Source organism: Jiella mangrovi (assembly GCF_017815135.1).
Lineage (GTDB): Bacteria > Pseudomonadota > Alphaproteobacteria > Rhizobiales > Rhizobiaceae > Jiella > Jiella mangrovi.
The window spans coordinates 17,462-43,054 of record NZ_JAGJCF010000023.1; the positions used below are offsets into that span (position 1 = coordinate 17,462).

The window sequence follows — 25,593 nt, forward strand, 5'->3', positions numbered from 1 at the left end:
TTTCGGTCGAGGCACCAGCGATTGGCGGCAAAGGGGCGCCTCGTGGCGGACCATGGTTGATCGATTGTTAACGGCCCGACTCTATCGTCGAAGGATCGAGGACAGGACGAAGCGGCGTGACGGCAGGATCGAGAACCGGCAGAGGTGCTAAAAGCCTCTCTGTACGCGGAAGGGGCATACGCCTTGCCGCGGCGCCTGCCGGTGTGGTGCTTCTCGCCGTCCTTATGGCGGCGGGCTCGCCCGCGGCAACACCGCTCGAGGCCGAGATCGACGAAACGACCGTCGCCGCGATCCCCGCCGCAGACCCATCGACCCCAGGCGCCGAGAACCCTGATTCGTCTTCCGCAAACGCCATCGAGGCCCGGCGGAAGAAAACGGCAGCCGAACTCGCTGCTCTCGCTTCGCGCATCAAGCTCTCGACCGCGACCATCCGCTCGCTCGATGATGAAATCGCCGCGATTGCCGCCGATCGCGACAAGCTTCAGGCGGCGCTGAAGAAGGCGAGCGATGCGCAGCGCAAGATCAGCGCCGATCTCGATGCGACGGAAGGCCGGCTTGCCGCCCTCGCGGGGAAAGAGGACACGATCCGCGCTTCGCTGATCGCCCGCCGCGACGTCCTGGCAGAGGTTCTCGCGGCGCTCGAACGCATGGGCTCGAAGCCGCCGCCGGCGCTGCTCGTGCGCCCGCGCGACGCACTCGGCGCCGTTCGCAGCGCGATCCTGCTTGGCGCCGTCGTTCCGACCATGCGCAAGGAGACCGAGACGTTGGTCGCCGACCTCGACAGGCTGGCATCCGTCAAGGCGTCGATCGTTGCCGAAAAGGACCGCTATGCCGGCCAGATCAAGCAGCATCGCGAGGAGCAGGAGCGACTGTCCCGCCTGTTTGAGGAAAAGCGCCGGATCGAGGCGGACAGCCGCGAAAAGCGCGAGGCCGAGACGGCCCGAGCCGCCGAGCTGGCGCGCAAGGCCGATGACCTGAAGGATCTGATCTCGTCGCTGCAGGCCGAGGCGGACGCAGCGCGGGCCCGCGAGGTCGCGGCGCGCGAGGCCGAGGAGCGCCGCATCGCCGAGGCAGAGGCGCGCGAGGCAAAGGCCAATCGCGACGCTGCCGCCGCCGGCGAGAAGCTCGCTCTCGCCCGGAGCCGCGAAAGCGCGCAGAAAGCCGCGCGCGTCGTCGCCTCGACGGACGGGCCCGCCGAAGCGAACACGTCAGCCGTCGGCGAGCCGCCTGCGGGCGCGCCCGAAACGGAGATGGCCTCGCGGGATGCCGGATCGACATCTGCCCGCGAGCCCGCGGCATCGTCTGGAACCGGGCAGGCCGTGGTGGACGATGCAGCCGGCGGGGGATCCGAAACGGCTGATAGGGAGACCGAGGTCGCCGCTCTCGAGCCCGGCGCTGGCGAAAAAGCCCCCTATGACATCGCCGCTTTGAGAAACAACACGGCGTTACTGGAGCCATCCGCCGCATTTTCGACACTCAAGGCTCGTTTGTCGAAACCCGTGTTCGGGAGACAGATCATCGGATTCGGACAGACGGACGACATCGGCAGACCCTCCACCGGGGTGTCATTCGCCTCGCGGGCGGGCGACGTCGTCATCGCGCCGGCAGACGGCCGCGTTCTGTATGCGGGGCCTTTCCGATCCTATGGTGAGCTCTTGATCCTCGACGTCGGCGATGGCTATCATGTCGTCCTGGCCGGGATGGACCGCATTGATGTGACGAGTGGCCAGTTCGTTTCGTCAGGGGAGCCGGTCGCGCTGATGGGAGCGCGGCGGCTGGCAAGTGTTCAAGTGGCGGAATTCGGCGCCGCCGAGCCCGCTCTCTACGTCGAATTTCGCAAGGACGGGAAGCCGGTCGATCCGACCCCGTGGTGGACGAAAGAACCCTCTGGAAGGACGAGGAATGATTCGTAAGCTCTCGATACTGTTCGCCGGTGCGCTGATGGGGGCCACGGCAATGACCGTGGTCAGCCAGAGCCAGGGCGTCGCCAACGCCGCCGGATCCGATACCTATCGGCAGCTTGCGATCTTCGGAGATGTGTTCGAGCGCGTTCGCGCGCAGTATGTCGACAAGCCCGACGATCAGAAACTGATCGAAACGGCCATCAACGGCATGCTCACCTCGCTCGACCCGCATTCGAGCTACATGAACGCCAAGGAAGCCGCAGAGATGCGGACCGAGACCCGCGGCCAGTTCGGCGGGCTCGGCATCGAAGTCACGATGCAGGACGAACTCGTCAAGGTCGTCTCGCCCTTCGACGGTACCCCGGCCGACAAGGCGGGCGTTCTGGCCGGTGACCTGATCGCCGAGATCAATGGCGAGCAGGTCCGCGGCCTTACCCTGGGCGAAGCCGTCGACAAGATGAAGGGCGACATCGGCACCAACGTCACGCTGACGATCATCCGCGAAGGCGCGAAGAAGCCGGTTCGGCTGACGCTGACCCGCGCCGAGATCAAGGTGCCCTCGGTCCGCCATTCCGTCGAGGGTGACGTCGGCTACATCAAGCTGCTGAAGTTCAACGAGCAGACCACCGTCGGCCTCGAGGATGCCATCGCGGACATCAAGGAAAAGGTCGGCGACGACAAGCTGAAGGGCTATGTCCTCGATCTGCGCCGCAATCCGGGCGGACTTCTCGACGAGGCGGTTTCGGTTTCGGACGCCTTCCTCAACAGCGGCGAGATCGTCTCGACGCGCGGTCGCAACGCCGACGAAACCAGGCGCTACAACGCCCGCTCGGGCGACGACATCGACGGCAAGCCGCTGGTGGTCCTCGTCAATGGCGGCTCGGCCTCGGCCTCGGAGATTGTCGCGGGCGCCCTGCAGGATCAGCGCCGCGCGACCATCGTGGGCACGCGCTCCTTCGGCAAGGGATCGGTCCAGACCATCATCCCGCTCGGCCAGAACGGTGCGCTCAGGCTGACGACGGCGCTCTACTACACGCCGTCCGGCAGCTCGATCCAGGGCCGGGGCATCAATCCCGACATCACCGTCGAGCAGCCGCTCCCCAAGGAGATCCGCGATCAGATGGGCCTCGACGGCGAGGACGAGCTGGTCCGCGGCGAGTCTTCTCTGCGCGGGCACATCACCGGCAAGGAAGAGACCGACGAGGGTTCCGGCTCGCTCGATTACGTTCCGCCGGAAAAGAAGGACGATCTGCAGCTGCAGTATGCGATCGATCTTCTCGACGGCAAGAAGACCAACGCGATGTTCCCGCCGAAGCGCGAGGCGAACGCCAAGCCGGCGACGGACGCCGACGCAAGCAACAGCGCCAAGAACTGACCCGGGCGGGCACTGGGTCGCCCGTCCCATGAATCTACGATGAGAACCCGGTCGCACAAGCGGCCGGGTTTTTTCGTTTTCGCCGTCTGTTTCGAAACGGCGAGCCTCGCGAAAGATTGACAGACTACTCGTTCTGTCATGTCCATCGAAGGCGAACTCTATCGGCCCCTGGGGCTCAATCGACCGGCACGGCGAAGATTGCCGCGGCTGCCGGCTGCGTCTTCCCTGGTTCTGACGGCCGTTTCGGCAGTGCTCCTGTGGGGCTCTGCCGAAACGGCCCTTCATTCCGACACTTCACGCCGCTTCATCGATGTCCTCGCGCGAACCGATGGCATCGCCGAGCCCGCACGGAAAATGGCCACCAAGGCCCCGGTCGTCGCAGCGCCACTGGCGCAACGATCGGCCGGTCCGACCATCATCGGCCCCGATTCCGCGACCGGAGTCGTGACGTTTCGCGTCGAGGAACCCCACGATTACCGGCAGTCTCCGGCCGTCGCCTATCTTCCTGACACGGATCTGATCGAGGACAGCCCCTATGGGCCGTTGCCGGTGCGCGCGGCCGACGGGCGGCGCCCCTTCGATGTCTATCGCGGCGCTTCCAGCGGCCAGCCTTCGACGCGCATCGCGATCGTCGTCGGCGGTCTCGGCATCAGTCAGACGGGCAGCATGGACGCGGTCGAGCAACTGCCAGCCGGCGTGACGCTCGGATTTTCACCGGCCGGCAACAGTCTGGATCGCTGGATGCAGGCGGCGAGGCGCGCCGGCCACGAACTGTTGATCCAGGTGCCGCTCGAGCCGTTCGGCTATCCGGCGGTCAATCCCGGCGAGACCACTCTGACGGTGAAGGATGCGGCGGCGGGCGACTTCGCCTCGCTCTTTGCCTCCCTCGGCAAGATCACCAACTATGTCGGCGTAATGAACTACATGGGCGCGCGGTTCACGGGCGACCAATCCGCCATGGCGCCCTTCATTGCCGAACTCGGGCGCCGCGGTCTGATGTATCTCGACGACGGATCGTCGATGCGCTCGCTCGGCAAGGATACGGCCATCGCCGATGGCGTGCCGTCGGCGGCGGCCAACATTGTTCTCGACGAAACTCGCGATCCGGCCGCTATCCGTCGCCAGCTCGACATGCTGGAGAAGGTCGCACGGGCGCAAGGCTCGGCGATCGGCGTCGCGTCGGCCTTCGACCAGTCGATCGCCACGATCGCGGCCTGGATCGCGCCGGCGCAAAAGCGCGGCATCGAAATCGTGCCGGTCTCCGCGCTCGCCTATGATCCCGAAGTGCGCTGACGAACGGCAGATCGCAGCCCGATCGGTCCGAAGGCGATTGAAGACTGGTCAGCCACGCGATCGCTGCCGAACGTCGCAAAGCCGACAGCGCGTTTTCGCGACGCGGTCAGAACGGCAGGCCGACGTAGTTTTCCGCCAAAGCCGTCTGTGCGGCTTTCGAGCCGGCGAGGAAGTCGAATTCCGCCTCCTGAATACGCTGGCCGAAGCTGCCATCCGCCTCGAACCGGTGGATCATCGAGGTGAACCACCAGGAGAACCGCTCGGCCTTCCAGACCCTCGCAAGGGCGTCCGTCGAATAGGTGTCGAGAGGGCCGTCGTCATGTTCGACGTAATGGGCGATCAGGGCGCGCGACAGATAATAGACGTCGGAGACCGCGAGATTGAGGCCCTTGGCGCCCGTCGGCGGAACGATGTGGGCCGCGTCGCCGGCCAGGAACAGCCTGCCGTGGCGCATCGGCTCGGCCACGAAGGATCGCAAGGGCGCGATCGATTTTTCGATGGATGGCCCGCGCTGGAGATTGGCGGCGACCTGATCGGGCAGCCGGGCGGAGAGCTCGTCGAAGAACCGCTCGTCGGACCAGTCCTCGACCTTGTCGTCGAGGTCGCACTGGACGTAGTAGCGCGAAAGCTGCGGATTGCGCATCGAACAAAGCGCAAAGCCGCGCGTGTGGTTGGCGTAGACGAGTTCGTCCTGAACGGGCGGTGTGCGGCTGAGAATTCCCAGCCAGCCGAAGGGATAGACCCGCTCGAAGGTCTCGATCCTGTCCTTGGGAATGGTCGTGCGGCAGACGCCGTGAAACCCGTCGCAGCCGGCAACGAAGTCGCAGTCGAGGCGCTGTTCGCCCTGGTCGGCTGTCCTGAACGTGACGAAGGGGCGTTCGGTCTGAAGGTCCTGCGGCTTTGCGTCTTCGGCCTCGTGAACGACGAGGACACCTGCTTCGTCGAGCGCGTCGTAGAGATCGTGGGTCACTTCGGTCTGGCCGTAGACCATCACCGTCTTGCCGCCGGATAGCTCCCGCAGGTCGATATGCAGCTTGTCGCCGCGCCAGGCGATGTCGAAACCGTCATGGACGAGGCCTTCACGATCCATCCGCGAGCCGACACCGGCGGTGCGCAGGAGGTCGGTGGTGCCCTGTTCCAGAACGCCGGCGCGAATCCTCGACAGAACGTAGTCGCGGGTGCGCCGCTCCAGGACGACGCAGTCGATGCCGGCGCGATGCAGGAGGAGGGCGAGGAGAAGGCCGGCCGGCCCCCCGCCGACCACCACGACCTGCGTGCGTTTCGGAATCGCACCGGAATCCTGGTTCGTGTTCATGTCGCCTCCCTCGAAAGAATGTCGGCCCAACGCCGATCACATGCTGCGCGGACCCAGCCGCCGATCCTCAGATGTCGAAGAAGATCGTTTCCTTCTCGCCCTGCAGGAAGATGTCGTGGCGATAGGTCGGCATGCCGCCTTCCATCGTCCGCGGCGCGATCAGCGTTGCGACACGGGCGCGGTGCTCGATGCGCGAGAGGATCGGATCGGCGTCGTTGGCCGCCTCTTCGTCGCCGAAGTAAAGCCGCGTGTGGAGGCCGATATTGATGCCGCGAGCAACGATCCAGAGGGTGATGTGCGGCGCCTGGGGACGACCGTCCTTGAACGGCACCTTGCCCGGCTTGATCGTCTCGAAGACGAACTCGCCCGTCGTCATGTCGCCCGCCGAACGGCCGAAGCCGGCAAAGCCTGGATCGGCCGTGCCGCGCTTTTCCTGGGGCGAGGGATAAAGGCCGGCCGCATCGGCCTGCCAGACTTCCACCAGCGCGTCCTTCAGCGCGGCGCCGACGCCGTCGAAGACACGTCCGACGACGCGGATGCGCTCGCCCTTGGTCTCGGGTTTGAGCATCGTCTTGCCGAGATCTTCGGGAAAGACGTTCTCGACGCCGCTGAAATTCGGCGTGCAGCCGATGTGAACGTAGGGGCCGGCGGTTTGCGAAGGGCTTTCCTTCAGCCGGTTCAAGGGCTGGACCATCAGTTCCCCTCCATCCGGTTCTCGAACAGGGTCGAGCGGCGTCCGCGCAGGACGATGTCGAACTTGTAGGCCCGGGCATCCATCGGCACCGTGTTGGCCATGTCGAGCGGCGCGATCAGCCGCTCCACCGCCGCCTTGTCGGGAATGGTCGCGACGATCGGGCACATCCAGATCAAGGGGTCGCCTTCGAAATACATCTGGGTGATCAGCCGCTGGGCAAAGCCGTGGCCGAAGATCGAGAAATGGATGTGGGCGGGGCGCCAGTCGTTCGGGCCGTTCGGCCAGGGATAGGGGCCGGGCTTGATGGTGCGGAACCGATAGGAGCCGTCCTCGGCGGAAATCGTCCTCCCGCATCCGCCGAAATTCGGATCGAGCGGCGCGAGGTAGGTCTCTTTCTTGTGGCGGTAGCGCCCGCCGGCATTGGCCTGCCAGACTTCGATCAGCGCGCCCGGCACGGGGCGGCCGTCCTCGTCGAGAACGCGGCCATGGACGATGATGCGCTGGCCGATCGGATCGCCGTCCTTGGCGAAGTTCGCGATCAGGTCGTCGTCGAGAGGGCCGAGGAGGTCGTGGCCGAAGACCGGCCCGGTCAGTTCCGACAGGGTGTTGTCGAGGGCAATCAGCGCCTTTTGCGGCGAACGGGTCACGCTCGTCTTGTAGCCGGGATCATAGGCTGGAGGGTGCCAGCGACGATCCCGCTGATAAAAGGAACCTCCGCTCATGGAGCTTCTCCCTTCGCGTCGTCGATCTCGCCATAGACACGCTTGGCGATCTTGAGGGCATGGTTGGCGGCCGGCACGCCGGCATAGACGGCGACATGCATCAGTGCCTCGGTCACGTCTTCCCGGCTTGCTCCGGTGTTCAGCGTCGCGCGGATATGCATGGCGAGTTCTTCGTGCTGGCCGAGAGCGGCGAGCAGGGCAATCGTCACGATCGAGCGTTCCCGCCTGGAGAAATGCGGCCGCGACCAGACCGAACCCCATGCCCCTTCGGTGATGAAGGTCTGAAAATCGCGATCGATCGACGTGATCGAGGACTGGGCGGCATCGACATGCGCCGCGCCGAGCACAGCCCGGCGTGTCGCCATTCCGCGCTCGTAAGAATTGTCCGGCCGTTCTGGCATGTCACTCCTCGCTCCCTGACGGCGGCAATATGAAAGTGCCGAAAAGTCATGTAAAGTGAATAAGAAGCGCAATTAACATGAGCGGTCAGTTATGGAAATCGATCGCCGGATTAAAATTCGCCACCTCAGAACCTTCGTCGAAGTCGCACGGTGCGCGAGTGTCGGCAGGGCGGCGGAGCTGATGCATGTGTCGCAGCCGGCGGTCTCGAAGACGCTGGCGGAGCTGGAGGCGGTGCTCGGCGCCCGGCTGATGGAGCGTAGCCGCAGCGGCGTATCGCTGACACCCGTCGGCCAGATGTTTCATGCCTATGCGAACTCGAGCCTTGCGGCGCTTCGGCAGGGCATCGAGGGGGTCTCCGAGACGCTCGCGGCGGGCGGTCTCAGACTGTCGATCGGGGCACTCCCATCGGTTGCCGCGCGCATCGTCCCGGAGGCCGCGGTCGAGATGGGCCGGGTGGCGCCGGAAGTCGGTCTCGCAATCGTAACTGGACCGAATGGTTATCTTCTATCAGAGCTGGCGGCTGGCGCTCTCGATCTGGTGATTGGCCGGCTCGGCAATCCGGAAATGATGGCCGATCTCAGCTTTTCCCAGCTCTATTCCGAACGGATCTCTCTCGTCGTGCGGCCTGGCCACCCGCTTGTCGGCCGAGCGGACGTTTCGGCCATCGCCGACTATCCGATCGTCTTTCCCAATCGCAACGCGGCGATCCGCGTGATGGCGGAGCAGTTCTTCATCGCCCAGGGCATCCGGCGCGCGGGCCACCGGATCGAGACCGTCGCCGAAACCTTCGGCCGCGCCTATGTGCGCAAGACGGATGCCGTCTGGGTCATCTCGTCCGGTGTGGTGGCGCTCGACGTGGCGGAGGGCATGCTGGTCGAGCTGCCGATACCGACGCGCGAAACCCTCGGACCCGTGGGGCTGACCATGCGGGGGGAGGGCGATCCTTCGCCGGCGCTGCGCATGTTCATGGAAGCGGTTCGCCGGACCGTGACGAAGCTCGATCCTGCAAGCTGACCGTTGGCCGCTTTTGCGACGGCCGCTACCGAGCCTGCGTATACGGCCTTGAATCCGCGCTCACCGCTTAGGGCCAATGGCGCAGGGCAGTTTCGTCATTCGCTGAGCAGGATCGTGTCGCAGACCTCGATGCCGAAGCCGGTCAGGCCGACATAGGATCGCTCGTGAGTGGCAAGGACCGCGATCGACGACGCGCCAAGATCGCGCAGGATCTGCGCGCCGACGCCGACCTCGCGCCAGCGCTGACGGCGAAGCCGCGCGCTCAGGTGTCGCTCGCCGTCCGTGACGGGCCCTTCGTCCGCATCGGGCCTCACCTCGAACTCGTCGATCTGCGGCGAGCGCAGCAGCATGACGATCCCCTGGCCGGCGGCCTTGATCTTGTCGACCGTGACATCGACCCAGTTCCGCCCGCCGCCGACACGGGACATGAGGTCGACAATGGGCTGTTCGCGGTGAATGCGGGTCGGCACGTTGCTGCGCCCGCGAACGTCGCCATGGACGAAGGCGAAGTGCTGGGTCTCATCGAACGGGGTCTCATAGACCCGGATCCGGCCCGGCAGACCGGCGAAATTGAATTCCTCCTCCCGCACGCAGGTCACGAAGGATTCGCGGCGCACGCGATAGGAGATAAGATCCTCGATCGAGATGATCTTCAGCCCGTGTTCGCGGGCGAAGGGAACGAGCTCTGGCAGGCGCTTGACCGTGCCGTCGTCATTGACGATCTCGGCGAGGACGCCGCCGGGCTCGAGGCCGGCGAGGCGGGCGAGATCGGTGCCGGCCTCGGTGTGGCCGGAGCGGATGAGGACGCCGCCCTCGCGGGCGATCAGCGGGAAGATATGGCCGGGGCGGATGAAGTCGCTCGCCGCGCAATTGGTGTTCATCAGCGCGCGGCAGGTGTTGGCGCGCTCCTCGGCGGCGATGCCCGTCGTCATGCCGACCTTGTAATCGACCGAGATGGTGAAGGCGGTGCGCATGGGATCGAGATTGTTGGCGACCATCGGCGGCAGGTTCAGCGCCTCGGCGCGTTCGCCGGTCATCGGCACGCAGATGATGCCGCTGGTGTGGCGGATCATGAACGCCATCTTTTCCGGCGTCGCCTTGGAGGCGGCCATGATCAGATCGCCCTCGTTCTCGCGGTCGGTATCATCGACGACTACGACGAGTTCACCCTCTGCGATCGCGGCGATCGCATCTTCGATGGAATCGAGCGTGAGATCCGGGTCGGTCATTGTCGGTCCTGTCGATGATGATCTGCGGGTGCCGGATCGAAGCCCGGCCGCAAGAGGGAGAGATGACGCGCTTTTACGTCGCAAGGCCGGCAATGATCAATAAGCCGGCCCCCGCGTCCTTATCCCCGGCCGCGATAGGTCGGCACGCCCTGATCCGGCAGATAGACATTCTGAGGTGCCGGCCCCGTCTGCCAGAACACGTCGATCGGGATGCCGCCGCGCGGATACCAGTAGCCGCCGATGCGCAGCCAGAGCGGCTTGGTCGCCTCGACGACGCGTCGGGCGATCATCACGGTGCAGTCCTCGTGGAAGGCGCCGTGATTGCGGAAGCTCGTGAGAAACAGTTTCAGCGACTTCGATTCGACCAGCCGCGCGTCCGGCGCGTAGTCGATGACGATGTGGGCAAAATCCGGCTGGCCGGTCACCGGACAGAGCGAGGTGAATTCCGGGCAGGTGAAGCGGACGATCGCCGGCGGTCCGTCGCCGCGGGTGTAGGGGACGGTCTCGAGGACGGCTTCTTCGGGGGAGGTCGGCGTGCGGGTGGCCTGGCCGAGCTGCGAGAGTTCCGTGTGGGACATCGTGGATCGCTCCGGATTTTCAAACGTCGTGTCTGCGAGCAGGCTCTAAGCGACTTGCCGATCGCATTGGCAAGTGGTCCGATGGGGCCGGGTGGAGCATCAGCCGTATCATGTCTGTCGATCTCGGCCTCAGCTGGCGCTGTGGCGGCGGGCCTGGTCGCGGAAGAAAGACAGTGCAGATGATCGACAAGCTGGAATATCTGATCGCGCTCGCCGCCGAGCGGCATTTCGGCCGGGCAGCGGATCGGCTCGGCATCACCCAGCCGACGCTGTCGGCCGGCATCCGCCAGCTCGAAGGGCGGCTCGGCACGACGCTGGTAAATCGCGGTTCGCGCTATCGCGGGCTGACGGAAGAGGGCGAGCGGGCGCTCGCCTGGGCGCGCCGGATCACCGACGACGTGCGCACGATGCGCGAAGAGGTTCAGACCGCCAAGCGCGGCCTATCGGGAAATCTGCGGATCGGTGCAGTCCCCACCAGCCTTGCGATCGTCTCCCGCCTGACTGCCCCCTTTCACCGCAAGCACGACGACGTGACCTTCGACGTGACGTCACAGACCGCGACGGAAATCATCGCCGCCATCGGCAATTTCGAGATCGATATCGGCCTGACCTATATCGACGATGAAAGGCTGCAGAAGCTCGACACCCACGTGCTCTACGAAGAGCGCTATTGCCTCGTCACCCGGCAGGGCAGCGAGTTCGCCGACCGCGAAGAGGTCCTGTGGGAAGAGGTCGCGACGCTGCAGCTCGGCCTTCTCAGCCCGACCATGCACAATCGTCAGATTCTCAATCGCCATCTGGGCGCGGGCGGCCGGCATTTTCGCACGGTCATGGAATCGAATTCGATGATCGCGCTTTTGTCGCAAACCCGCCTCGCGGGCATCGCCACGGTCATGCCCCATCGTTCGGCGGCGGTTCTGGGCCTTGCCGATCCGCTCGTCGCGATCCCGATCACCGGGCCGGACATCGGCTATCGCATCGGTCTCGTGACCGCCAGGCGCGAGCTGCGTCCGCCGATCGTCGCCGCGTTTTGGGCAGAGACCCGGTTGATCGGGGAGGTTTGACCGGCGATCGGGCAAGGGTCGATCTCTGTCTGTATCGGGCGAGGGACGCGCTTTTCCAACCCGGCAAAAACCCGAAGTCGGTTTGATAGAAAATATCTATCAGCGCACGGTGATTGCAGATTGATTTTCAGCCAATCGAGGTGTTCCGTGCTTGGAACAATTCAAAACCAGGGCCGGGAGGCAAGCGCTTGGTTTATCAGGCGAGATATGACGAGGCCGAGGTCGCTGAGATCATTGCGGAAAAGCGCGGGCTGGAAGGTCCGATGCTACCGATCCTGCATGACGTCCAGGAGCGCTTCGGTCACGTGCCGGAGGCCGCCGTGCGGCGGATCGCGGCCGAGCTGAACCTCACGCGTGCCGAGGTCCATGGTGTCGTCACCTTCTACCACGATTTCCGCAAAGAGCCGGCCGGCCGCCACGTCCTGAAGGTCTGCCGGGCGGAAGCGTGTCAGGCGGCGGGCTCCGATGCCGTTGCCGGTGCGCTCGAAAAGGCCCTCGGCATCGGCTTTGGCGAGACGACCGCAGACGGCCAGGTAACGCTCGAAGCCGTCTATTGTCTCGGGCTGTGCGCGACAGCGCCTTCGGCGATGCTGGGCGCGCGGATCATCGGCCGGCTCACCGAGGCGAAGGTCGGAGCGCTCGTCGAGGAGGCACGGCTTTGAGCAAGCTCTTCATCCCGCTCGATTCCTTCGCCGTCGCTTGCGGCGCCGACACGATCGCGGAAGAATTTCAGCAACTGAAGACCAATCGCGGCCTCTCCTTCGACATCGTGCGGAACGGCTCGCGGGGCATGGCCTGGCTCGAACCGATGATCGAAGTCGAGACGCCGAACGGGCGCATCGCCTACGGGCCGATCGAACCCGGCGAGGCCGAGGCGCTGGTCGATGCCGGCATCCTGTCGGGTGCCGGGCACCCCAAGCATATCGGCAAGGTCGAGGAGCACCCGTTCTTTCGCGCCCAGACCCGCCACACCTTCAAGCGCTGCGGCATCACGGATCCGCTGTCGCTGGAAGACTACAAGGCCCATGGCGGCCTGAAGGGGCTGGAGCGGGCGATCGGCATCGGCGCCGCCGCGATCGTCGGCGAAGTCACCGAATCCGGCCTGCGCGGGCGCGGCGGGGCAGGCTTTCCGACCGGCATCAAGTGGAAGACCGTTGCCGAGGCCACGGGCGCGCGCAAATACATCGTCGCCAATGCCGACGAGGGTGATTCAGGCACCTTCGCCGACCGGATGATCATGGAGGGCGATCCCTACTGCCTGATCGAGGGCATGGCGATCGCGGGCGTCGCGACGGGCGCGACCAAGGGCTACATCTATCTCAGATCCGAATATCCCGTCGCAATCGACGTCATGCGCGAGGCGATCCGCCGGGCGCAGGAGGGCGGCGTTCTCGGCGCTTCGGTGCTGGGGTCGAGCCACGTCTTCGACATCGAGGTGCGGGTCGGGGCGGGCGCCTATGTCTGCGGCGAGGAGACGTCGCTGCTCGACAGCCTGGAAGGCAAGCGCGGGCAGGTGCGCTTCAAGCCGCCGCTTCCGGCGATCCAGGGCCTGTTCGGCATGCCGACGGTCATCAACAACGTCATCACGCTGGCTTCGACGCCGGAGATCCTGGCGGCGGGCGCCGACGGCTACAAGGAGATGGGCATGGGCCGCTCGCGGGGCACCATCCCGATCCAGCTCGGCGGCAACGTCAAGCATGGCGGTCTCTTCGAAGCGCCCTTCGGGATGACGCTCGGCGAGATCGTCAACGAGATCGGTGGCGGTACGGCCTCCGGACGACCGGTGCGGGCTGCGCAGGTCGGCGGACCACTCGGCGCATACTTTCCGGTATCGCTGTTCGACACGCCCTTCGACTACGAGGCTTTCGCGGCGAAGGACGGGCTGATCGGCCATGCCGGCATCGTCGTCTTCGACGATACCGTCGATATGATGGCCCAGGCCCGCTTCGCCTTCGAGTTCTGTGCCATCGAAAGCTGCGGCAAGTGCACGCCCTGCCGGGTGGGCGCGGTGCGCGGCTACGAGACGGTCAAGAAGATCATCGACGGCGAGCGGCCGGCGGAGAACCTCGCTTTGGTCGAGGATCTCTGCAACACGATGAAGTTCGGATCGCTCTGTGCGCTGGGCGGCTTCACGCCTTACCCGGTCATGAGTGCGATCCGGCATTTTCCGGAGGATTTTCACGGGGAGCCGATGCGGGTCGCGGCGGAGTAGTGGCGATCGAATGACGCCGATTTTCGACGACATCGAGTGGGACGAGGGCAATCGTGACAAGTGCGGAAAGCACGGCGTGCCCATTGCCGATACTGAATACGCCTTGCGGGCGACGCCGATGATCTTCGAAGATCTGACCCACTCGACCCAGGAGCGTCGATATCGAGCGATCGGGCGAAGCGTGTCGGGCCGACCTATATTCGTTGTCTTCACGCTTCGCCGGCGCGGCGACACGTCTTACGCCCGGCCGATCAGCGCCCGGTACATGCATTCGAAGGAGGTACGGACTTATGAGCGAGACTAAGCTCAAGCAGATACCGCACTTTGCGACCGATGAGGAAGCCGAACGCTTCGTCGATGAGGCGGATCTGTCGGAGTACGACCTTTCGGGTTTCAAGCCCATGCAGATCAGCCGTCGCGGCGACGACAGCCTCTACAGCATCAGGATGCCCAGCCAGCTGCTCTACCGGGTGGACGACAGGGCTCGTGAGAAGAACGTTTCGATCGACGAGTACATAATGGACCTCGTCAGGAAAGATCTCGGCGTCGCCTGAAGGCGCCGCCCTCAAACAGTCTCACCGTCGATTCGCCGATCCCGAATGATCGGTTCGAATTGGTGTCAGGGAGGAAACCATGAGCCTCATTCGCGAAATCGACTACGGCACACCGGCTTCGAAGGCCGAAAAGACCGTGACGCTCACCATCGACGGCGTTGAAGTGACGGTGCCGGAGGGCACGTCGCTGATGCGCGCGGCGATGGATGCGGGCGTTCAGGTTCCGAAGCTTTGCGCCACCGACATGATGGACGCATTCGGCTCCTGCCGGCTCTGCGTCGTCGAGGTGGAGGGGCGCAATGGCACGCCGGCCTCCTGCACGACGCCGGTCGCGGCGGGCATGAAGGTCTCCACCCAGACCGAGCGGCTGAAGGCGATCCGCAAGGGGGTGATGGAACTCTACATCTCCGACCATCCGCTGGACTGCCTGACCTGCGCGGCCAACGGCGACTGCGAGCTGCAGGACATGGCCGGCGCCGTCGGCCTTCGCGAGGTGCGCTACGGCTATGACGGCGAGAACCATCTCGGCAAGGAGAAGGACGTTTCGAACCCTTACTTTCAGTTCGATCCGTCGAAATGCATCGTCTGCTCGCGCTGCGTCAGGGCCTGTAACGAGGTTCAGGGGACCTTTGCCCTGACAGTCGAGGGCCGGGGCTTCGATTCCATCATCTCCGCCGGCACGAGCTTCGACGACTTCTTCTCCTCCGACTGCGTCTCCTGCGGCGCCTGCGTCCAGGCCTGCCCGACGGCGACGCTGGAGGAAAAGTCGGTCATCGAGATCGGCACGCCGGAGCACTCCGTCGTCACCACCTGCGCCTATTGCGGCGTCGGCTGCTCCTTCAAGGCGGAGATGCGCGGCGAGGAGCTGGTGCGCATGGTGCCCTACAAGGACGGCAAGGCCAATCGCGGCCATAGCTGCGTCAAGGGCCGCTTCGCGCTCGGCTATGCGACCCACAAGGATCGGATCCTGGGTCCGATGATCCGCGATCACTACACGCAGCCCTGGAAGGAGGTCTCCTGGGAGGAGGCGCTGTCCTTTACGGCGGCGAAGATCAACGACATCCAGGCGAAATACGGCAAGGGTGCCATGGGCGGCATCTCGTCGTCGCGCTGCACCAATGAAGAGGTCTATCTCGTCCAGAAGCTGGTGCGGGCGGGCTTCGGCAACAACAACATCGACACCTGCGCCCGCGTCTGCCATTCGCCGACGGGCTATGGCCTGAACTCCACCTTCGGCACCTCGGCGGGGACGCAGGACTTCGACTCGGTCGAGGATACCGACGTGATCCTCGTCATCGGCGCCAATCCGACCGACGGCCATCCGGTCTTCGCCTCGCGGATGAAGAAGCGTCTGCGCGGCAAGCCGGGTGAGCCCGGCGCCAAGCTGATCGTCATTGATCCGCGCCGCATCGACCTCGTCAAGACGCCGCATGTGAAGGCGGACCACCATCTGGCGCTGACGCCCGGCACCAACGTCGCGATGCTGACCGCGCTCGCCCATGTCATCGTCACCGAGGGGCTCGTCAACGAGAGCTTCGTGCGCGAGCGCTGCGAATGGGACGAGTTCCAGGAATGGGCGGCCTTCGTCGCCGAGGACCGGCATTCGCCCGAAGCCGTCGAAGCGATCACCGGCGTCCCGGCCGAGGACGTGCGCAAGGCCGCAAGGCTCTATGCCACCGGCGGCAACGGCGCGATCTATTACGGCCTCGGCGTCACCGAGCACAGCCAGGGCTCGACCTCGGTCATCGCCATCGCCAACCTTGCCATGGCCACCGGCAATATCGGCCGGCGGGGCGTCGGCGTGAATCCGCTGCGCGGCCAGAACAACGTGCAAGGGTCCTGCGACATGGGCTCGTTTCCGCACGAGCTGCCGGGCTACCGCCACATCTCGACGGACGCCGTGCGCGAGACCTTCGAGGAGCTGTGGGGCGTCACCATCGACAAGGAGCCGGGCCTTCGCATCCCCAACATGTTCGACGCGGCGGTCGAGGGCACCTTCAAGGGGCTCTACTGCCAGGGCGAGGACATCCTGCAGTCCGATCCCGACACCAAGCACGTCTCGGCCGGCCTTGCCGCGCTGGAACTCCTCATCGTCCACGACCTCTTCCTGAACGAGACGGCGAACTACGCCAACGTCTTCCTGCCGGGTTCGACCTTCCTGGAAAAGAACGGCACCTTCACCAATGCAGAGCGCCGCATCAACCGCGTGCGCAAGGTCATGGCGCCGAAGAACGGCTATGAGGACTGGCAGGTCACGCAGATGCTGGCCCAGGCCATCGGCATGGACATGAACTACTCCCATCCGTCGGAGATCATGGCGGAGATTTCGGCGACGACGCCATCCTTCGCCAATGTCACCTACGATCTTCTCGAGGAGAAGGGCTCGGTGCAGTGGCCCTGCAACGAGGCGCATCCCGAAGGCTCGCCGATCATGCATGTGGACACGTTCATGCGCGGCAAGGGCAAGTTCATCATGACGGAATATGTCGCGACGGACGAGCGGACGGGACCGCGCTTCCCGCTGCTGCTCACCACCGGCCGGATCCTCTCCCAGTACAATGTCGGCGCCCAGACGCGGCGGACGGGCAACGTCGTCTGGCATGACGAGGACCTTCTCGAGATCCATCCGCACGACGCCGAACAGCGCGGCGTGCGCGACGGCGACTGGGTGAAGCTGCAGAGCCGGGCGGGCGAGACCTCGATCAAGGCGAAGATCACCGACCGGGTCGCGCCGGGCGTCGTCTACACGACCTTCCACCATCCGATGACCCAGGCCAACGTGATCACCACCGACTTCTCCGACTGGGCGACGAACTGCCCGGAATACAAGGTGACGGCGGTGCAGATTTCGCCGTCAAACGGGCCGACCGAATGGCAGGACGACTACCGCGAGCTGGCGATGGAAAGCCGTCGCATCGCGCCGGCCGAGGCGGCGGAGTAGCTGGGATCGACGTCGTCAAGCGGGCGATAAGCGGATGCGCAGGCACACCCCTCTGTCCTGCCGGACATCTCCCCCACAAGGGGGGAGATCGGGCGCGTCTATGCAGGCTCCATACCGGCTTGCGTCACGGCACTGTCCAGCGATGATTTGGAGCGCGGCAGCCGAGGCCGCGTCGATCTCCCCCCTTGTGGGGGAGATGCCGGCAGGCAGAGGGGGGTATAGCCGCCGCCCGCGTTCTTTCAGGAGGCCTCCAGCCCGGCCGGTCGGAAAGTCCGTCTGCCCATGACCCCGACCGATCAGACCGCATCGACAAACGCCGAGACGATCGTCTTCCGGGGCGGGACCTTTCACCAGGGCACCCGCGCCGTCCCGGCTGAAATCGCCGTGGCGATCTCGATCGGCGGCTCGACCCATGCGGTGATGATGGCGACGCCCGCAGATCTCGAGGACATGGCGATCGGCCTCGTCCTCAACGAGCGGATCGTCGATCGGCTGGACGAGATCGAGCATCTGGAGATCGTCGAGACCGAGGTCGGCATCGACTGCCAGATCCGGCTGGTCGAAGCGCGGGCGAAGACCTATGTCGCCCGCCGCCGGCAGATGACGGGGCCGGTCGGCTGCGGCTTGTGCGGCGTCGAATCGCTTGAGCTGGCGGCTCCCGTTCTTCCAACGGTCGAGACGGGCGCGGCCAGGTCGATCCGGCCTGAGGCAATTGCGGCCGCCGTCGCTGCCATGGCGCGGGAGCAGGATCTCAGCCGGCTGACGCGGGCCGTCCATGCGGCGGCCTTTCATCGCGCGGACACCGAGCCGGGCAGGGGCCCCGTCGTGACGCGTGAGGACGTCGGCCGGCACAATGCGCTGGACAAGGTCGCGGGGCATCTCGGCCGGGTTGGGATCGATCCGAAAGACGGGTTTCTCACCATCACCAGCCGCGTCTCTGTCGAGCTGATCCAGAAGGCGGCGCGGATGGGATGCGGGCTGATTGCCGCGGTTTCCGCCCCGACGGCGCTGGCGATCGGCGAGGCAAAGGCGGCCGGGATCACCCTCGTTGCGGTCGTGCGCGGCGCGGAATTCGAGGTGTTTTCGCATCCCGAGAGAATCGTGGGCGCGGCCGGTCTGGCGCCGACTGTCGATGACAATGAACAGCAGCTGATTGAGGGGAGAGCCGCCCGTGGAACGTGACAAGCTCGTCTATATGGCGAACCAGATCGCCAAATTCTTCGAATCCGCGAAGGAAGGCGCGCGCTCGAAGGGCGTCGCCGACCACATCAACAAGTTCTGGGAGCCGCGCATGCGCAGCCAGCTGTTCGAGCGGGTGGACGGCGGCAGGACCGAAGGCATGCACGAACTGGTGCTCGAGGCGATGGATTCCATCCGGCGCCCGGAGGCGCCGACGGGGAGCGGCGCTCCCAACCAGAACGATCCGTCTCTCGCCTGAAGGCCTTCGCCGCCAAACCTCAGCCCTTGTTCGCGGTCCGCCTTCGATGGGCGGGCGCTCGAGCGCGCAACTGATGATTAACCTTAACGGCTTATCAAAGACCGGATCCGTAATAGTCCCCGGTCGGCCCCCATGTGCTCCCCGCGAGTTCTTCTTTCCGCCATCCTCGCAACATCGCTTCTGGCAGGTTGTGCCGGAAACGAGCGCTACTCGATGCGCCTTTCGCCGACGCCGGTGGTGATCAGCGAGACCGCGGCCCTTGGCTACACGCCGGCCGACAACGGCACTGCGTTCCCGTTCTTCGAATCCTTCCATCCGGCCGTGGGCTCCACGCTTTCGGGCCGGACGATCGCCGTCGCGCGATATTCCGACATCGCGCTGGAGCCGAAGGAGGTGGTGCTCACCTTTGATGACGGCCCGATGCCGGGCAAGACCCACAAGATCCTGAAAGCCCTCGGCGACTATGGCGTCAGCGCGACGTTCCTGATGGTCGGGCAGATGGCCAAGGCCTATCCCCAGATCGCCCGCGACGTCGCCGAGGCCGGCCATACGATCGGCACCCACACCTATCGCCATCCCAACCTCAGGACGATGAGCGATGCGGCTGCGATGGCCGAGATCCGCAAGGGCGAAATCAGCGTCGCGGAGGCGTTGGCGCCGATCGGCCTGAAGCCGGCGCCCTTCTTTTGCTTCCCCTATCTCGCCGATACCGCAACGCTGAGACATCGCCTTGCCGGCGAGGGTATCGTCACGATCGATGTCGACATCGATTCCAAGGACTACTTTCGCGATGGACCTGCGGCGGTTCGCGACCGCACTTTGCGGGCCCTTGAAAAGCACGGGCGCGGCATCATCCTGATGCACGACATCCAGAACAGGACGGCGGCCATGCTGCCTGGCTTCCTCGCCGAACTCGAAAAGCGCGGCTACAAGGTGGTGCGCCTCGTCCCGGCCGATCAGGCACCACAGGTGGCAGGGCTTTGAGCGCTTAAGGGTCCTCGACGTCGCGGCTCTCCCGCAAAGCGACAGGCCTTCTGCCATGACCACGTCAGCGGGGTCGGAACACCGGCTGAACGGCTCAGACGGCCTCCTTGGCGTCCTGGCGGGGAGCCGCGTCGATCGCGCGGCCATCGGACAGAAGCTCTCTTTCGCGCACCCAGCCGATGCCGCTTTCGCGCTCGCGCATGCCGCGCTCGCGCTGGATCAGCGACCAGCTGCCCGGCTCGCCGGTGATCTCGAACAGGTTGTAGCGCGAGGCCGGCGTGTTGCCGCCCGGACCCTGGCTCGCCGAGGGAACGCCGACGACGGGGATCTTGCCCTCCGGGCCGTCGAGCCAGTAGAGCGTGTCGAGATGGGTATGACCGTGGAGCACGAGCTCTGCCCCGACCTCGCGCATCACCTTGGAGAAGAACTGCTTGCCGATCAGGCGCTTGTGCCACGAGGTCGAGCCCGAGATCGGGGGGTGGTGGATCATCACGATACGGAAATGGCCGGTTTCCTTCGCCCGTTCCAGAAGGCCGGCGAGAGCCAGCGCCTGACGCCGCTTGAACGTGCCGGTCGCAAAAAACGGCGCCGTCGCCTCTGCCGTCGAGACGCCGAGGATGGCGACCGGGCCACGGCAGCGCATATAGGGAAACGAACTGCCGACCGCCGAAAGCGCATTGTCCCCGACCATATATTCGTTCCACTCCTTGTAGGAGCGTTTCAGAGCGCCGGGGACATAGGCGTCGTGATTGCCGGGCACGACCGAAACGTCATGCGGGGTGCCGAGATCTTCCAGCCACAGACGGGCCGCGATCGATTCCTTCTTGGTGCCCAGATTGACCAGATCTCCGGTGACGGCGACATGGTCAGGCGCTTCGTCCTTGATGTCCTGGACGAGATTGGACAGCGTATCGCCGAACATTGCCCGGCGTCGGTTGCGGTGCCAGTTGACGTAACCGGTGATGCGTTTGGAGGCGAGCTCGCGGAAGGAGAGTTCCGGCAGCGGTCCGAGATGGATGTCGGAGAGATGGGCAAGTCGGAACATTCGTTTCCTCGATCTGAATTCGGCATTTTTTCCGGCAGCATCGATGGCCACCGGGCGAGCCTTGTGTTTTGTCGCAGGCGTCGGCGATGATCGGCTTCGCGGCCCCGTTCGTTGAATCAATTGTAGACACGACGAGAGAGAACGGAACCGTGCGGTTTCAGAAATTACTGATTACGGCGATGCACGGCGCTCATCTTCTGGCGCGGCCGATGACCCTTGGTGTGCGCGCGGCGGTCTTCGATGCCGACGAACGCATCTTTCTGGTGCGCCATACCTATGTGTCCGGCTGGTATCTTCCCGGCGGCGGCGTCGATCCGGGCGAGACGGCGGCTGAGGCAATCTGCCGCGAGCTGCTGGAGGAGGGGAACGTCGAGCTCGACGAGCCGCCGACGCTGGTTTCCGTCTATTTCAATCGCGCGGCCTCCAATCGCGATCACGTTCTCCTTTACCGTAGCGGCGGCTTCCGGCGAAGCGCGCTCAAGATGCCCGACAGGGAGATCGCCGAGACCGGGTTCTTCGATCTCGACGATCTCCCCGAGGGGACGACGGAGGCGACGCGGCGCCGGCTCGACGAACTTGCCGGCCGGCAACCGATCGATCCCTATTGGTGAGCGTCCTTCGCTTCGCCGGGAGCTGAAGTCAGGCCGAGGAACCTTGCGATCGCATCGACTGCCTTGGCATGGATCGCCGCGCGATCGGAGCCGGCGGGGTCGGTGCAGATCGGATCCTCCTGTGCTTCCTCCAAGAGCTGTAGCGCGCCCGGCTTGCAAAGACCGAGGAAGGTGAAGTGACCAGCGGGGCGGATCATCTCGTGGGTGGCGTCGGGGAGACGGGCGACGAGATTGGAGCCCGCGGCTGAAACGTCGACGCCTGGAAAAGGGGCCGGGGCGCCGAGGTTGATCAGCTGGATCGGCAGTTTCATTGCCCGGATGCTCTTGTCGGACAGTGAGCCGGTGAGGTCCGGATCTATCGCGACGATTGCCGAGACGCGGGGATCGCGAACGTCAGCCTCCATCTCCTGCGGAAGGTGGTCGAAATCGACGCTGCCTCTGCGGTAGAAGACGCAGTCCTCCTGTTGGCTGAAAGTCTGGCAGTAGGTCCGGAACTTCGCGCGTTCGTACTGCCCGCCCGCGAGGTCGAGGACGGTGGTCCCGCCAAGGGAGAAGCCGAGGGCGCTGATGCGGCTTTGATCGACCAGCGGACCGAAGCTCGGATTGGCAAGAACGGCATCGAGGGCGGCGGACAGATCCTTCGCCCTTTGGTCGATGCGCGGGAGCCGGCGCGGCGAGGAATCGCCCGACGTCGTGCCGGGATGATTGACGGCGACGACAAGCGCGCCGCGCAGCGCCAGCTGCGAGGACAGCCAGCCCAGCCCGTCCATGTTGCCGCCGGAACCGTGCGAGAGCAGGATCAACGGATGCTTGCCCTTTGCCGCCGCCGCGCCGAGGAGGGCCGGCGTTCCCTCGAAGACCCCATTGTCGCCGACCGGGACGGTAAAGGTTCGGGCCGTCGCGGGATACCAGATCGAGCCTGCGACGAGGACGGCACGGTGATCGACACGAATGTCGAAGCGATCGTAACCGGCGATGGGCTCGATGGGCACGGCTTGCGTCGGTGCGGCATCTGCAGGTGCAGTGCCAGCAGGAAGGCTGGCGCAAAGCGCTGCGGCAAGTGTGGCGAGGCGAATGGGGCGGAAATTCATGTCGGCTGTCCCTTGAACGGTGATCGAAGGCCGGATGGCCGCCGTCATCGATGCCCGTGGAAGCCGAGATTGCGCGTCCTCGATCCGGTTTGAGGTCGCGCCGAACCCGTTCGAGGCCTATCGATGAACTGACATCACCGGAGCGCCCGATGCTTGCCCTGCCCATCTCGATCGTCGTTTCTCTCGCTCTTGCCTATCTTCTGGCGCGTCTGCTCCTTGCGAACAGGATCTCGACGCCGCTCGCGATCCTGCTTGCCGCCTGCATCGTCCAGGGCGTGGTCAACGCTCTGGGCCAGTATTATCAGCTGCCAGGCTGTCGCTATCTCCAGCCCATCACGGCCGTGACGATCCCCCCGATCGCCTTTCTGGCGCTTCGGTCGGCGCAAGGGCTCGGCCGAGCGGGCGCCGAACGGTTTCTGCACCTTCTGGCCCCGGCCTTCACCGGCTTCTGCGTCTGGACCGCCCGTGAGGTCATCGACGTCGCGGTCGTGGCGATCTTCGCCGGCTATGGTGGCGCGATGCTGATGGCTTTGCGCGAGGGAGCCGACGCTCTGCCCGAAGCGCGGCTCGATGCCGGCGACTGGCCGCCGCTGGTCTGGCGGGCGATCGCGGTCATGCTGCTCTTGTCGGCGTTGAGCGACATGGCGATCGCCCTTGCCGTCCTCGCTGGCGGCGCATGGCTGAAGGCCTGGATCGTGAGTTTCGGAACGAGCGCGACGCTCCTTTGGATCGGCATTCTCGCATCGTCGCGCAGCCTCCATCCACCGGCGGAGGAGCCGGAGGAAGCAGCTGCGCCGGAAGGCGACACCGCAAGGCCGGACGCACCCGAGGCGGAAAGCGCGGCAGAACGCGAACGCGATGCCGCGATCTTGGCCGACACCGCCCAGCTTCTCGCCGGACAGAGGCTCTACCGCGACAGTGAGCTGACGCTCGCCCGCATTGCGCGCCGGTTGGGCCTGCCGGCCAAGCGGGTATCGGAGGCTATCAACCGCCGCACCGGCGAGAATGTCTCACGCTATGTGAACGGTTTTCGGGTCGCCGCCGCCTGCGAGGCTCTGGAAGCTGGGCGCTCGGTAACCGAGGCGATGCTGGACAGCGGCTTTGTCACCAAGTCGAATTTCAACCGCGAGTTCCGCCGGGTGACCGGGCGGGCACCGACGGAGTGGGCGGCGGCAACCGGAGCGCTCGAGCGACAGGACTTTCACTCGCTGCCGCAGCCGTCACGGCTGTAAGCCGCGCCGGATGCGGGATGAGACGAGCGTCCGGCGATCAGGCCGACGTCGGAACGTCGTCGCGGCCGTGGGGCTCGCCGAGGTCGAGTTCGGGGCCGAGCGGAACGATGCCGGTCGGATTGATCGTCTTGTGGCTCGAGTAATAGTGGCCCTTGATGTGTTCGAAATTCACCGTCTCGGCGACCCCCGGCCACTGGTAAAGCTCGCGCATGTAGGCGTCGATGGCCGGATAGTCGGCAATGCGGCGCAGATTGCACTTGAAGTGGCCGTGATAGACCGCGTCGAAGCGGATGAGCGTCGTGAAAAGCCGCCAGTCGGCCTCGGTCGGCGCCTTCGACGGCACCAGATAGCGCTGGCGTGAAAGGCGCTCTTCCAGAACGGCGAGGGTCTCGAAGAGCGGATGAAACGCCTTTTCGTAGGCGTCCTGCTTCGTCGCGAAGCCGCATTTATAGACGCCGTTATTGACCGTCTCGTAGACACGATCGTTGATCTCGTCGATTTCGGCGAGATGCTCCTGCGGCGTGATGTCGACGGCGTTGTCGGCAAAGTCGGAAAAGCCGGTATTGAGGATCCGGATCAGCTCGGCCGACTCGTTGTTGACGATCGTGCCTTCCTTCTTGTCCCACAGCGCCGGCACGGTGACGCGGCCGGTGTAGTCCGGAGCGGCTTCGAGATAAACTTCGTAGAGCCGGTCCTTTCCCAGAACGCTGTCGGGGATGGCGCCGGGGCGATCAGAAAACACCCAGCCTTCCTCGCCCATATGGAAATCGACGATCGAAAGCGAGATGACGTCTTCGAGCTTCTTCAGCTTGCGAACGATGAGCGTGCGGTGAGCCCAGGGGCAGGCGAGCGAAACATAGAGGTGATAGCGGCCGGCTTCGGCGGGAAAGCCCCGCTGGCCGTCGGGGCCGTCCGATCCATCGGGCGTCACCCAGTCACGAAACGTCGTCTTCGTTCTCTCGAACTTGCCGCCCGTCTTGTCGGTATCGTACCACTTGTCCTGCCACTTGCCGTCGACGAGAAGTCCCATGGCAATCGCCTCCTGAAGATTTCGATTTTGTCCGCTGGCCCGGCGGTCGGTCGGCCTTTGCCCGCGGGCTAGGATGTCGTGGGTATCTAACCAGACGCAATGGCCGGTGTTCCAGATTGGGGAGCGACACAGCGTCAATGGACGAAGCCGGCGGTGCCGACAGACGGTGGACCATGCGGCTGGAAGGTGCTAACGGCACCGTCGGACTGGAATCGGGATAGCTTCAATGACCATCGAGCGACGACGAAAGAGGCTCTGCGCTGGACAGCGCTGACCATCCGTCGTTGGCGGCCTGTCGGGATTTGTCCGGCAGGCGGGCGGCGAGACCGCTCGATCATCTTTTCCCGGACAATTCCATGTTTTCCCTGAGTGACGTCAGGCTGACGCCTGAGCTTTTCGACCATCACGCCGCGATCGAGGCGATCTGCGACGAGGCCTTCGGGCCGGGCCGCTTCACCCGCGCTGCCGAGCGGGTGCGCGAGATGACGGCGCACGACCCGGCGCTGTCCTTCGTCGCCGAATATCAGGGGGAGGTGATCGGTTCGGTTCGGCTGACGCCGATCATGGTGGGTGACACGCCGACACTGCTGCTGGGGCCGCTGGCGGTGCGGCCGACGTGCAAGAACCGGGGCTTTGGCAAGGCCCTGATGCGGCGTGCGGCGGAAGCGGCGCGGGAGAAGGGCGAGGGTTCGATCGTCCTGATCGGAGACCCGCCTTACTATCAGCCGCTCGGCTATCGTCCTTTGCCGCCGGGCTCCATCCTCATGCCCGGCCCGGTCGATCCGCGCCGGGTCCTCGGGCTCGAGCTCGCCGAAGGCGCTCTGGACGGTCTCGTCGGCGAGGTTCGGCGAAGAGAGTGACGGCG

25 protein-coding genes are annotated in these 25,593 nt (G+C 65.2%); 16 read left to right on the forward strand and 9 right to left on the reverse strand.

Annotation, left to right across the window (positions count from 1 at the left end; translation table 11 throughout):
* Window positions 1-116: 116 nt before the first annotated feature.
* From J6595_RS22895 to J6595_RS20590, 3 genes are all read left to right on the forward strand, one after another.
* Window positions 117-1,913: a murein hydrolase activator EnvC family protein gene (locus tag J6595_RS22895; protein ID WP_209597284.1), complete on the forward strand. Its 1,797-nt coding sequence runs from the start codon at window positions 117-119 to the stop codon at window positions 1,911-1,913.
* Window positions 1,903-3,279, forward strand: a complete 1,377-nt coding sequence (locus tag J6595_RS20585; protein WP_209597286.1) for a S41 family peptidase — start codon at window positions 1,903-1,905, stop codon at window positions 3,277-3,279. Before J6595_RS22895 ends, J6595_RS20585 begins: the two co-directional genes overlap by 11 nt.
* Before the next feature lie 354 nt (window positions 3,280-3,633).
* Window positions 3,634-4,572 carry a divergent polysaccharide deacetylase family protein gene (locus tag J6595_RS20590; RefSeq protein ID WP_245198951.1) on the forward strand — a complete coding sequence of 313 codons (939 nt, stop codon included), beginning with the start codon at window positions 3,634-3,636 and terminating at the stop codon, window positions 4,570-4,572.
* Between the two features lie 106 nt (window positions 4,573-4,678).
* Here the strand turns inward: J6595_RS20590 and pobA are convergent, their stop codons facing one another.
* The 4 genes from pobA to pcaC all read right to left on the reverse strand — a co-directional run bounded on the left by pobA (window position 4,679) and on the right by pcaC (window position 7,704).
* Window positions 4,679-5,887: a 4-hydroxybenzoate 3-monooxygenase gene (gene pobA, locus J6595_RS20595; protein WP_209597290.1), complete on the reverse strand. Its 1,209-nt coding sequence runs from the start codon at window positions 5,885-5,887 to the stop codon at window positions 4,679-4,681.
* A gap of 67 nt (window positions 5,888-5,954) precedes the next feature.
* Window positions 5,955-6,581 carry a protocatechuate 3,4-dioxygenase subunit alpha gene (gene pcaG / locus J6595_RS20600; protein WP_209597292.1) on the reverse strand — a complete coding sequence of 209 codons (627 nt, stop codon included), beginning with the start codon at window positions 6,579-6,581 and terminating at the stop codon, window positions 5,955-5,957.
* Complete coding sequence (pcaH, locus tag J6595_RS20605) at window positions 6,581-7,303, reverse strand: protocatechuate 3,4-dioxygenase subunit beta (protein WP_209597294.1); 723 nt, start codon at window positions 7,301-7,303, stop codon at window positions 6,581-6,583. The genes pcaG and pcaH overlap by 1 nt, the downstream gene beginning before the upstream one ends.
* The gene (gene pcaC, locus J6595_RS20610) at window positions 7,300-7,704 is read right to left on the reverse strand and encodes a 4-carboxymuconolactone decarboxylase (protein ID WP_209597296.1); all 405 of its coding nucleotides are present in this window, start codon (window positions 7,702-7,704) and stop codon (window positions 7,300-7,302) included. Before pcaC ends, pcaH begins: the two co-directional genes overlap by 4 nt.
* A gap of 91 nt (window positions 7,705-7,795) precedes the next feature.
* Between pcaC and pcaQ the strand changes: the two genes are divergently transcribed.
* A complete protein-coding gene (gene pcaQ / locus J6595_RS20615) occupies window positions 7,796-8,719 on the forward strand; it encodes a pca operon transcription factor PcaQ (protein ID WP_209597298.1) in 924 nt (307 codons plus the stop codon).
* Between the two features lie 95 nt (window positions 8,720-8,814).
* On the opposite strand, the gene ribB is transcribed toward pcaQ, so the two are convergent.
* Together ribB and queF are read right to left on the reverse strand one after the other, a co-directional pair.
* A complete protein-coding gene (gene ribB / locus J6595_RS20620; protein ID WP_209597300.1) occupies window positions 8,815-9,948 on the reverse strand; it encodes a 3,4-dihydroxy-2-butanone-4-phosphate synthase in 1,134 nt (377 codons plus the stop codon).
* Between the two features lie 119 nt (window positions 9,949-10,067).
* On the reverse strand, window positions 10,068-10,526 hold the full coding sequence (gene queF / locus J6595_RS20625) for a preQ(1) synthase (RefSeq protein WP_209597302.1): 459 nt from the start codon (window positions 10,524-10,526) through the stop codon (window positions 10,068-10,070).
* Between the two features lie 179 nt (window positions 10,527-10,705).
* On the opposite strand from queF, the gene J6595_RS20630 reads away from it, so the two are divergent.
* The 9 genes from J6595_RS20630 to J6595_RS20670 all read left to right on the forward strand — a co-directional run bounded on the left by J6595_RS20630 (window position 10,706) and on the right by J6595_RS20670 (window position 19,719).
* Complete coding sequence (locus J6595_RS20630; RefSeq protein ID WP_209597304.1) at window positions 10,706-11,590, forward strand: LysR family transcriptional regulator; 885 nt, start codon at window positions 10,706-10,708, stop codon at window positions 11,588-11,590.
* 188 nt (window positions 11,591-11,778) lie between these two features.
* Entirely contained in the window at window positions 11,779-12,252 is a 474-nt protein-coding gene (locus tag J6595_RS20635) for a formate dehydrogenase subunit gamma (RefSeq protein ID WP_209597306.1), read from the forward strand.
* Window positions 12,249-13,802: a formate dehydrogenase beta subunit gene (locus J6595_RS20640; protein ID WP_209597308.1), complete on the forward strand. Its 1,554-nt coding sequence runs from the start codon at window positions 12,249-12,251 to the stop codon at window positions 13,800-13,802. The genes J6595_RS20635 and J6595_RS20640 overlap by 4 nt, the downstream gene beginning before the upstream one ends.
* 10 nt (window positions 13,803-13,812) lie before the next feature.
* Entirely contained in the window at window positions 13,813-14,106 is a 294-nt protein-coding gene (locus tag J6595_RS20645; RefSeq protein WP_209597309.1) for a BrnT family toxin, read from the forward strand.
* Complete coding sequence (locus tag J6595_RS20650) at window positions 14,093-14,356, forward strand: CopG family antitoxin (RefSeq protein WP_209597311.1); 264 nt, start codon at window positions 14,093-14,095, stop codon at window positions 14,354-14,356. The genes J6595_RS20645 and J6595_RS20650 overlap by 14 nt, the downstream gene beginning before the upstream one ends.
* A 79-nt stretch (window positions 14,357-14,435) precedes the next feature.
* Window positions 14,436-17,297 carry a formate dehydrogenase subunit alpha gene (fdhF, locus tag J6595_RS20655; protein WP_209597313.1) on the forward strand — a complete coding sequence of 954 codons (2,862 nt, stop codon included), beginning with the start codon at window positions 14,436-14,438 and terminating at the stop codon, window positions 17,295-17,297.
* Between the two features lie 282 nt (window positions 17,298-17,579).
* A complete protein-coding gene (gene fdhD, locus J6595_RS20660) occupies window positions 17,580-18,479 on the forward strand; it encodes a formate dehydrogenase accessory sulfurtransferase FdhD (protein ID WP_209597315.1) in 900 nt (299 codons plus the stop codon).
* On the forward strand, window positions 18,469-18,735 hold the full coding sequence (locus J6595_RS20665) for a formate dehydrogenase subunit delta (protein WP_342453256.1): 267 nt from the start codon (window positions 18,469-18,471) through the stop codon (window positions 18,733-18,735). The genes fdhD and J6595_RS20665 overlap by 11 nt, the downstream gene beginning before the upstream one ends.
* A gap of 213 nt (window positions 18,736-18,948) precedes the next feature.
* The gene (locus J6595_RS20670; protein ID WP_209597317.1) at window positions 18,949-19,719 is read left to right on the forward strand and encodes a polysaccharide deacetylase family protein; all 771 of its coding nucleotides are present in this window, start codon (window positions 18,949-18,951) and stop codon (window positions 19,717-19,719) included.
* Window positions 19,720-19,813: 94 nt separating this feature from the next.
* Here the strand turns inward: J6595_RS20670 and J6595_RS20675 are convergent, their stop codons facing one another.
* Window positions 19,814-20,764, reverse strand: a complete 951-nt coding sequence (locus J6595_RS20675; RefSeq protein ID WP_209597319.1) for a metallophosphoesterase family protein — start codon at window positions 20,762-20,764, stop codon at window positions 19,814-19,816.
* Between the two features lie 149 nt (window positions 20,765-20,913).
* On the opposite strand from J6595_RS20675, the gene J6595_RS20680 reads away from it, so the two are divergent.
* A complete protein-coding gene (locus tag J6595_RS20680; protein WP_342453257.1) occupies window positions 20,914-21,375 on the forward strand; it encodes an NUDIX domain-containing protein in 462 nt (153 codons plus the stop codon).
* Here J6595_RS20680 and J6595_RS20685 read toward each other — a convergent pair.
* Window positions 21,366-22,466 carry an alpha/beta hydrolase family protein gene (locus J6595_RS20685; RefSeq protein WP_209597321.1) on the reverse strand — a complete coding sequence of 367 codons (1,101 nt, stop codon included), beginning with the start codon at window positions 22,464-22,466 and terminating at the stop codon, window positions 21,366-21,368. The genes J6595_RS20680 and J6595_RS20685 overlap by 10 nt on opposite strands.
* Window positions 22,467-22,615: 149 nt before the next feature.
* On the opposite strand from J6595_RS20685, the gene J6595_RS20690 reads away from it, so the two are divergent.
* Window positions 22,616-23,698 (forward strand): helix-turn-helix domain-containing protein, encoded by a 1,083-nt coding sequence (locus J6595_RS20690; protein ID WP_209597323.1) that lies wholly within the window; start codon window positions 22,616-22,618, stop codon window positions 23,696-23,698.
* A gap of 37 nt (window positions 23,699-23,735) precedes the next feature.
* On the opposite strand, the gene J6595_RS20695 is transcribed toward J6595_RS20690, so the two are convergent.
* Window positions 23,736-24,728 carry a glutathione S-transferase family protein gene (locus tag J6595_RS20695; protein WP_209597325.1) on the reverse strand — a complete coding sequence of 331 codons (993 nt, stop codon included), beginning with the start codon at window positions 24,726-24,728 and terminating at the stop codon, window positions 23,736-23,738.
* A gap of 356 nt (window positions 24,729-25,084) precedes the next feature.
* On the opposite strand from J6595_RS20695, the gene J6595_RS20700 reads away from it, so the two are divergent.
* Entirely contained in the window at window positions 25,085-25,588 is a 504-nt protein-coding gene (locus J6595_RS20700) for a GNAT family N-acetyltransferase (RefSeq protein WP_209597327.1), read from the forward strand.
* The last annotated feature ends 5 nt before the right edge of the window (window positions 25,589-25,593 follow it).

Excerpts from the sequence above, each read along its gene's own strand:
- fdhF (WP_209597313.1), top strand. The coding sequence starts at position 14,436 with ATGAGCCTCATTCGCGAAATCGACTACGGCACACCGGCTTCGAAGGCC.
- J6595_RS20585 (WP_209597286.1), top strand. The coding sequence starts at position 1,903 with ATGATTCGTAAGCTCTCGATACTGTTCGCCGGTGCGCTGATGGGGGCC.
- J6595_RS20650 (WP_209597311.1), top strand. The coding sequence starts at position 14,093 with ATGAGCGAGACTAAGCTCAAGCAGATACCGCACTTTGCGACCGATGAG.
- J6595_RS20675 (WP_209597319.1), bottom strand. The coding sequence starts at position 20,764 with ATGTTCCGACTTGCCCATCTCTCCGACATCCATCTCGGACCGCTGCCG.
- J6595_RS20590 (WP_245198951.1), top strand. The coding sequence starts at position 3,634 with ATGGCCACCAAGGCCCCGGTCGTCGCAGCGCCACTGGCGCAACGATCG.
- J6595_RS20670 (WP_209597317.1), top strand. The coding sequence starts at position 18,949 with ATGCGCCTTTCGCCGACGCCGGTGGTGATCAGCGAGACCGCGGCCCTT.
- pcaG (WP_209597292.1), bottom strand. The coding sequence starts at position 6,581 with ATGGTCCAGCCCTTGAACCGGCTGAAGGAAAGCCCTTCGCAAACCGCC.
- J6595_RS20645 (WP_209597309.1), top strand. The coding sequence starts at position 13,813 with ATGACGCCGATTTTCGACGACATCGAGTGGGACGAGGGCAATCGTGAC.
- pcaH (WP_209597294.1), bottom strand. The coding sequence starts at position 7,303 with ATGAGCGGAGGTTCCTTTTATCAGCGGGATCGTCGCTGGCACCCTCCA.
- ribB (WP_209597300.1), bottom strand. The coding sequence starts at position 9,948 with ATGACCGACCCGGATCTCACGCTCGATTCCATCGAAGATGCGATCGCC.
- J6595_RS20700 (WP_209597327.1), top strand. The coding sequence starts at position 25,085 with ATGTTTTCCCTGAGTGACGTCAGGCTGACGCCTGAGCTTTTCGACCAT.
- fdhD (WP_209597315.1), top strand. The coding sequence starts at position 17,580 with ATGACCCCGACCGATCAGACCGCATCGACAAACGCCGAGACGATCGTC.
- J6595_RS20695 (WP_209597325.1), bottom strand. The coding sequence starts at position 24,728 with ATGGGACTTCTCGTCGACGGCAAGTGGCAGGACAAGTGGTACGATACC.
- pcaC (WP_209597296.1), bottom strand. The coding sequence starts at position 7,704 with ATGCCAGAACGGCCGGACAATTCTTACGAGCGCGGAATGGCGACACGC.
- J6595_RS20690 (WP_209597323.1), top strand. The coding sequence starts at position 22,616 with ATGCTTGCCCTGCCCATCTCGATCGTCGTTTCTCTCGCTCTTGCCTAT.
- queF (WP_209597302.1), bottom strand. The coding sequence starts at position 10,526 with ATGTCCCACACGGAACTCTCGCAGCTCGGCCAGGCCACCCGCACGCCG.
- J6595_RS20630 (WP_209597304.1), top strand. The coding sequence starts at position 10,706 with ATGATCGACAAGCTGGAATATCTGATCGCGCTCGCCGCCGAGCGGCAT.
- J6595_RS20685 (WP_209597321.1), bottom strand. The coding sequence starts at position 22,466 with ATGAATTTCCGCCCCATTCGCCTCGCCACACTTGCCGCAGCGCTTTGC.
- pobA (WP_209597290.1), bottom strand. The coding sequence starts at position 5,887 with ATGAACACGAACCAGGATTCCGGTGCGATTCCGAAACGCACGCAGGTC.
- pcaQ (WP_209597298.1), top strand. The coding sequence starts at position 7,796 with ATGGAAATCGATCGCCGGATTAAAATTCGCCACCTCAGAACCTTCGTC.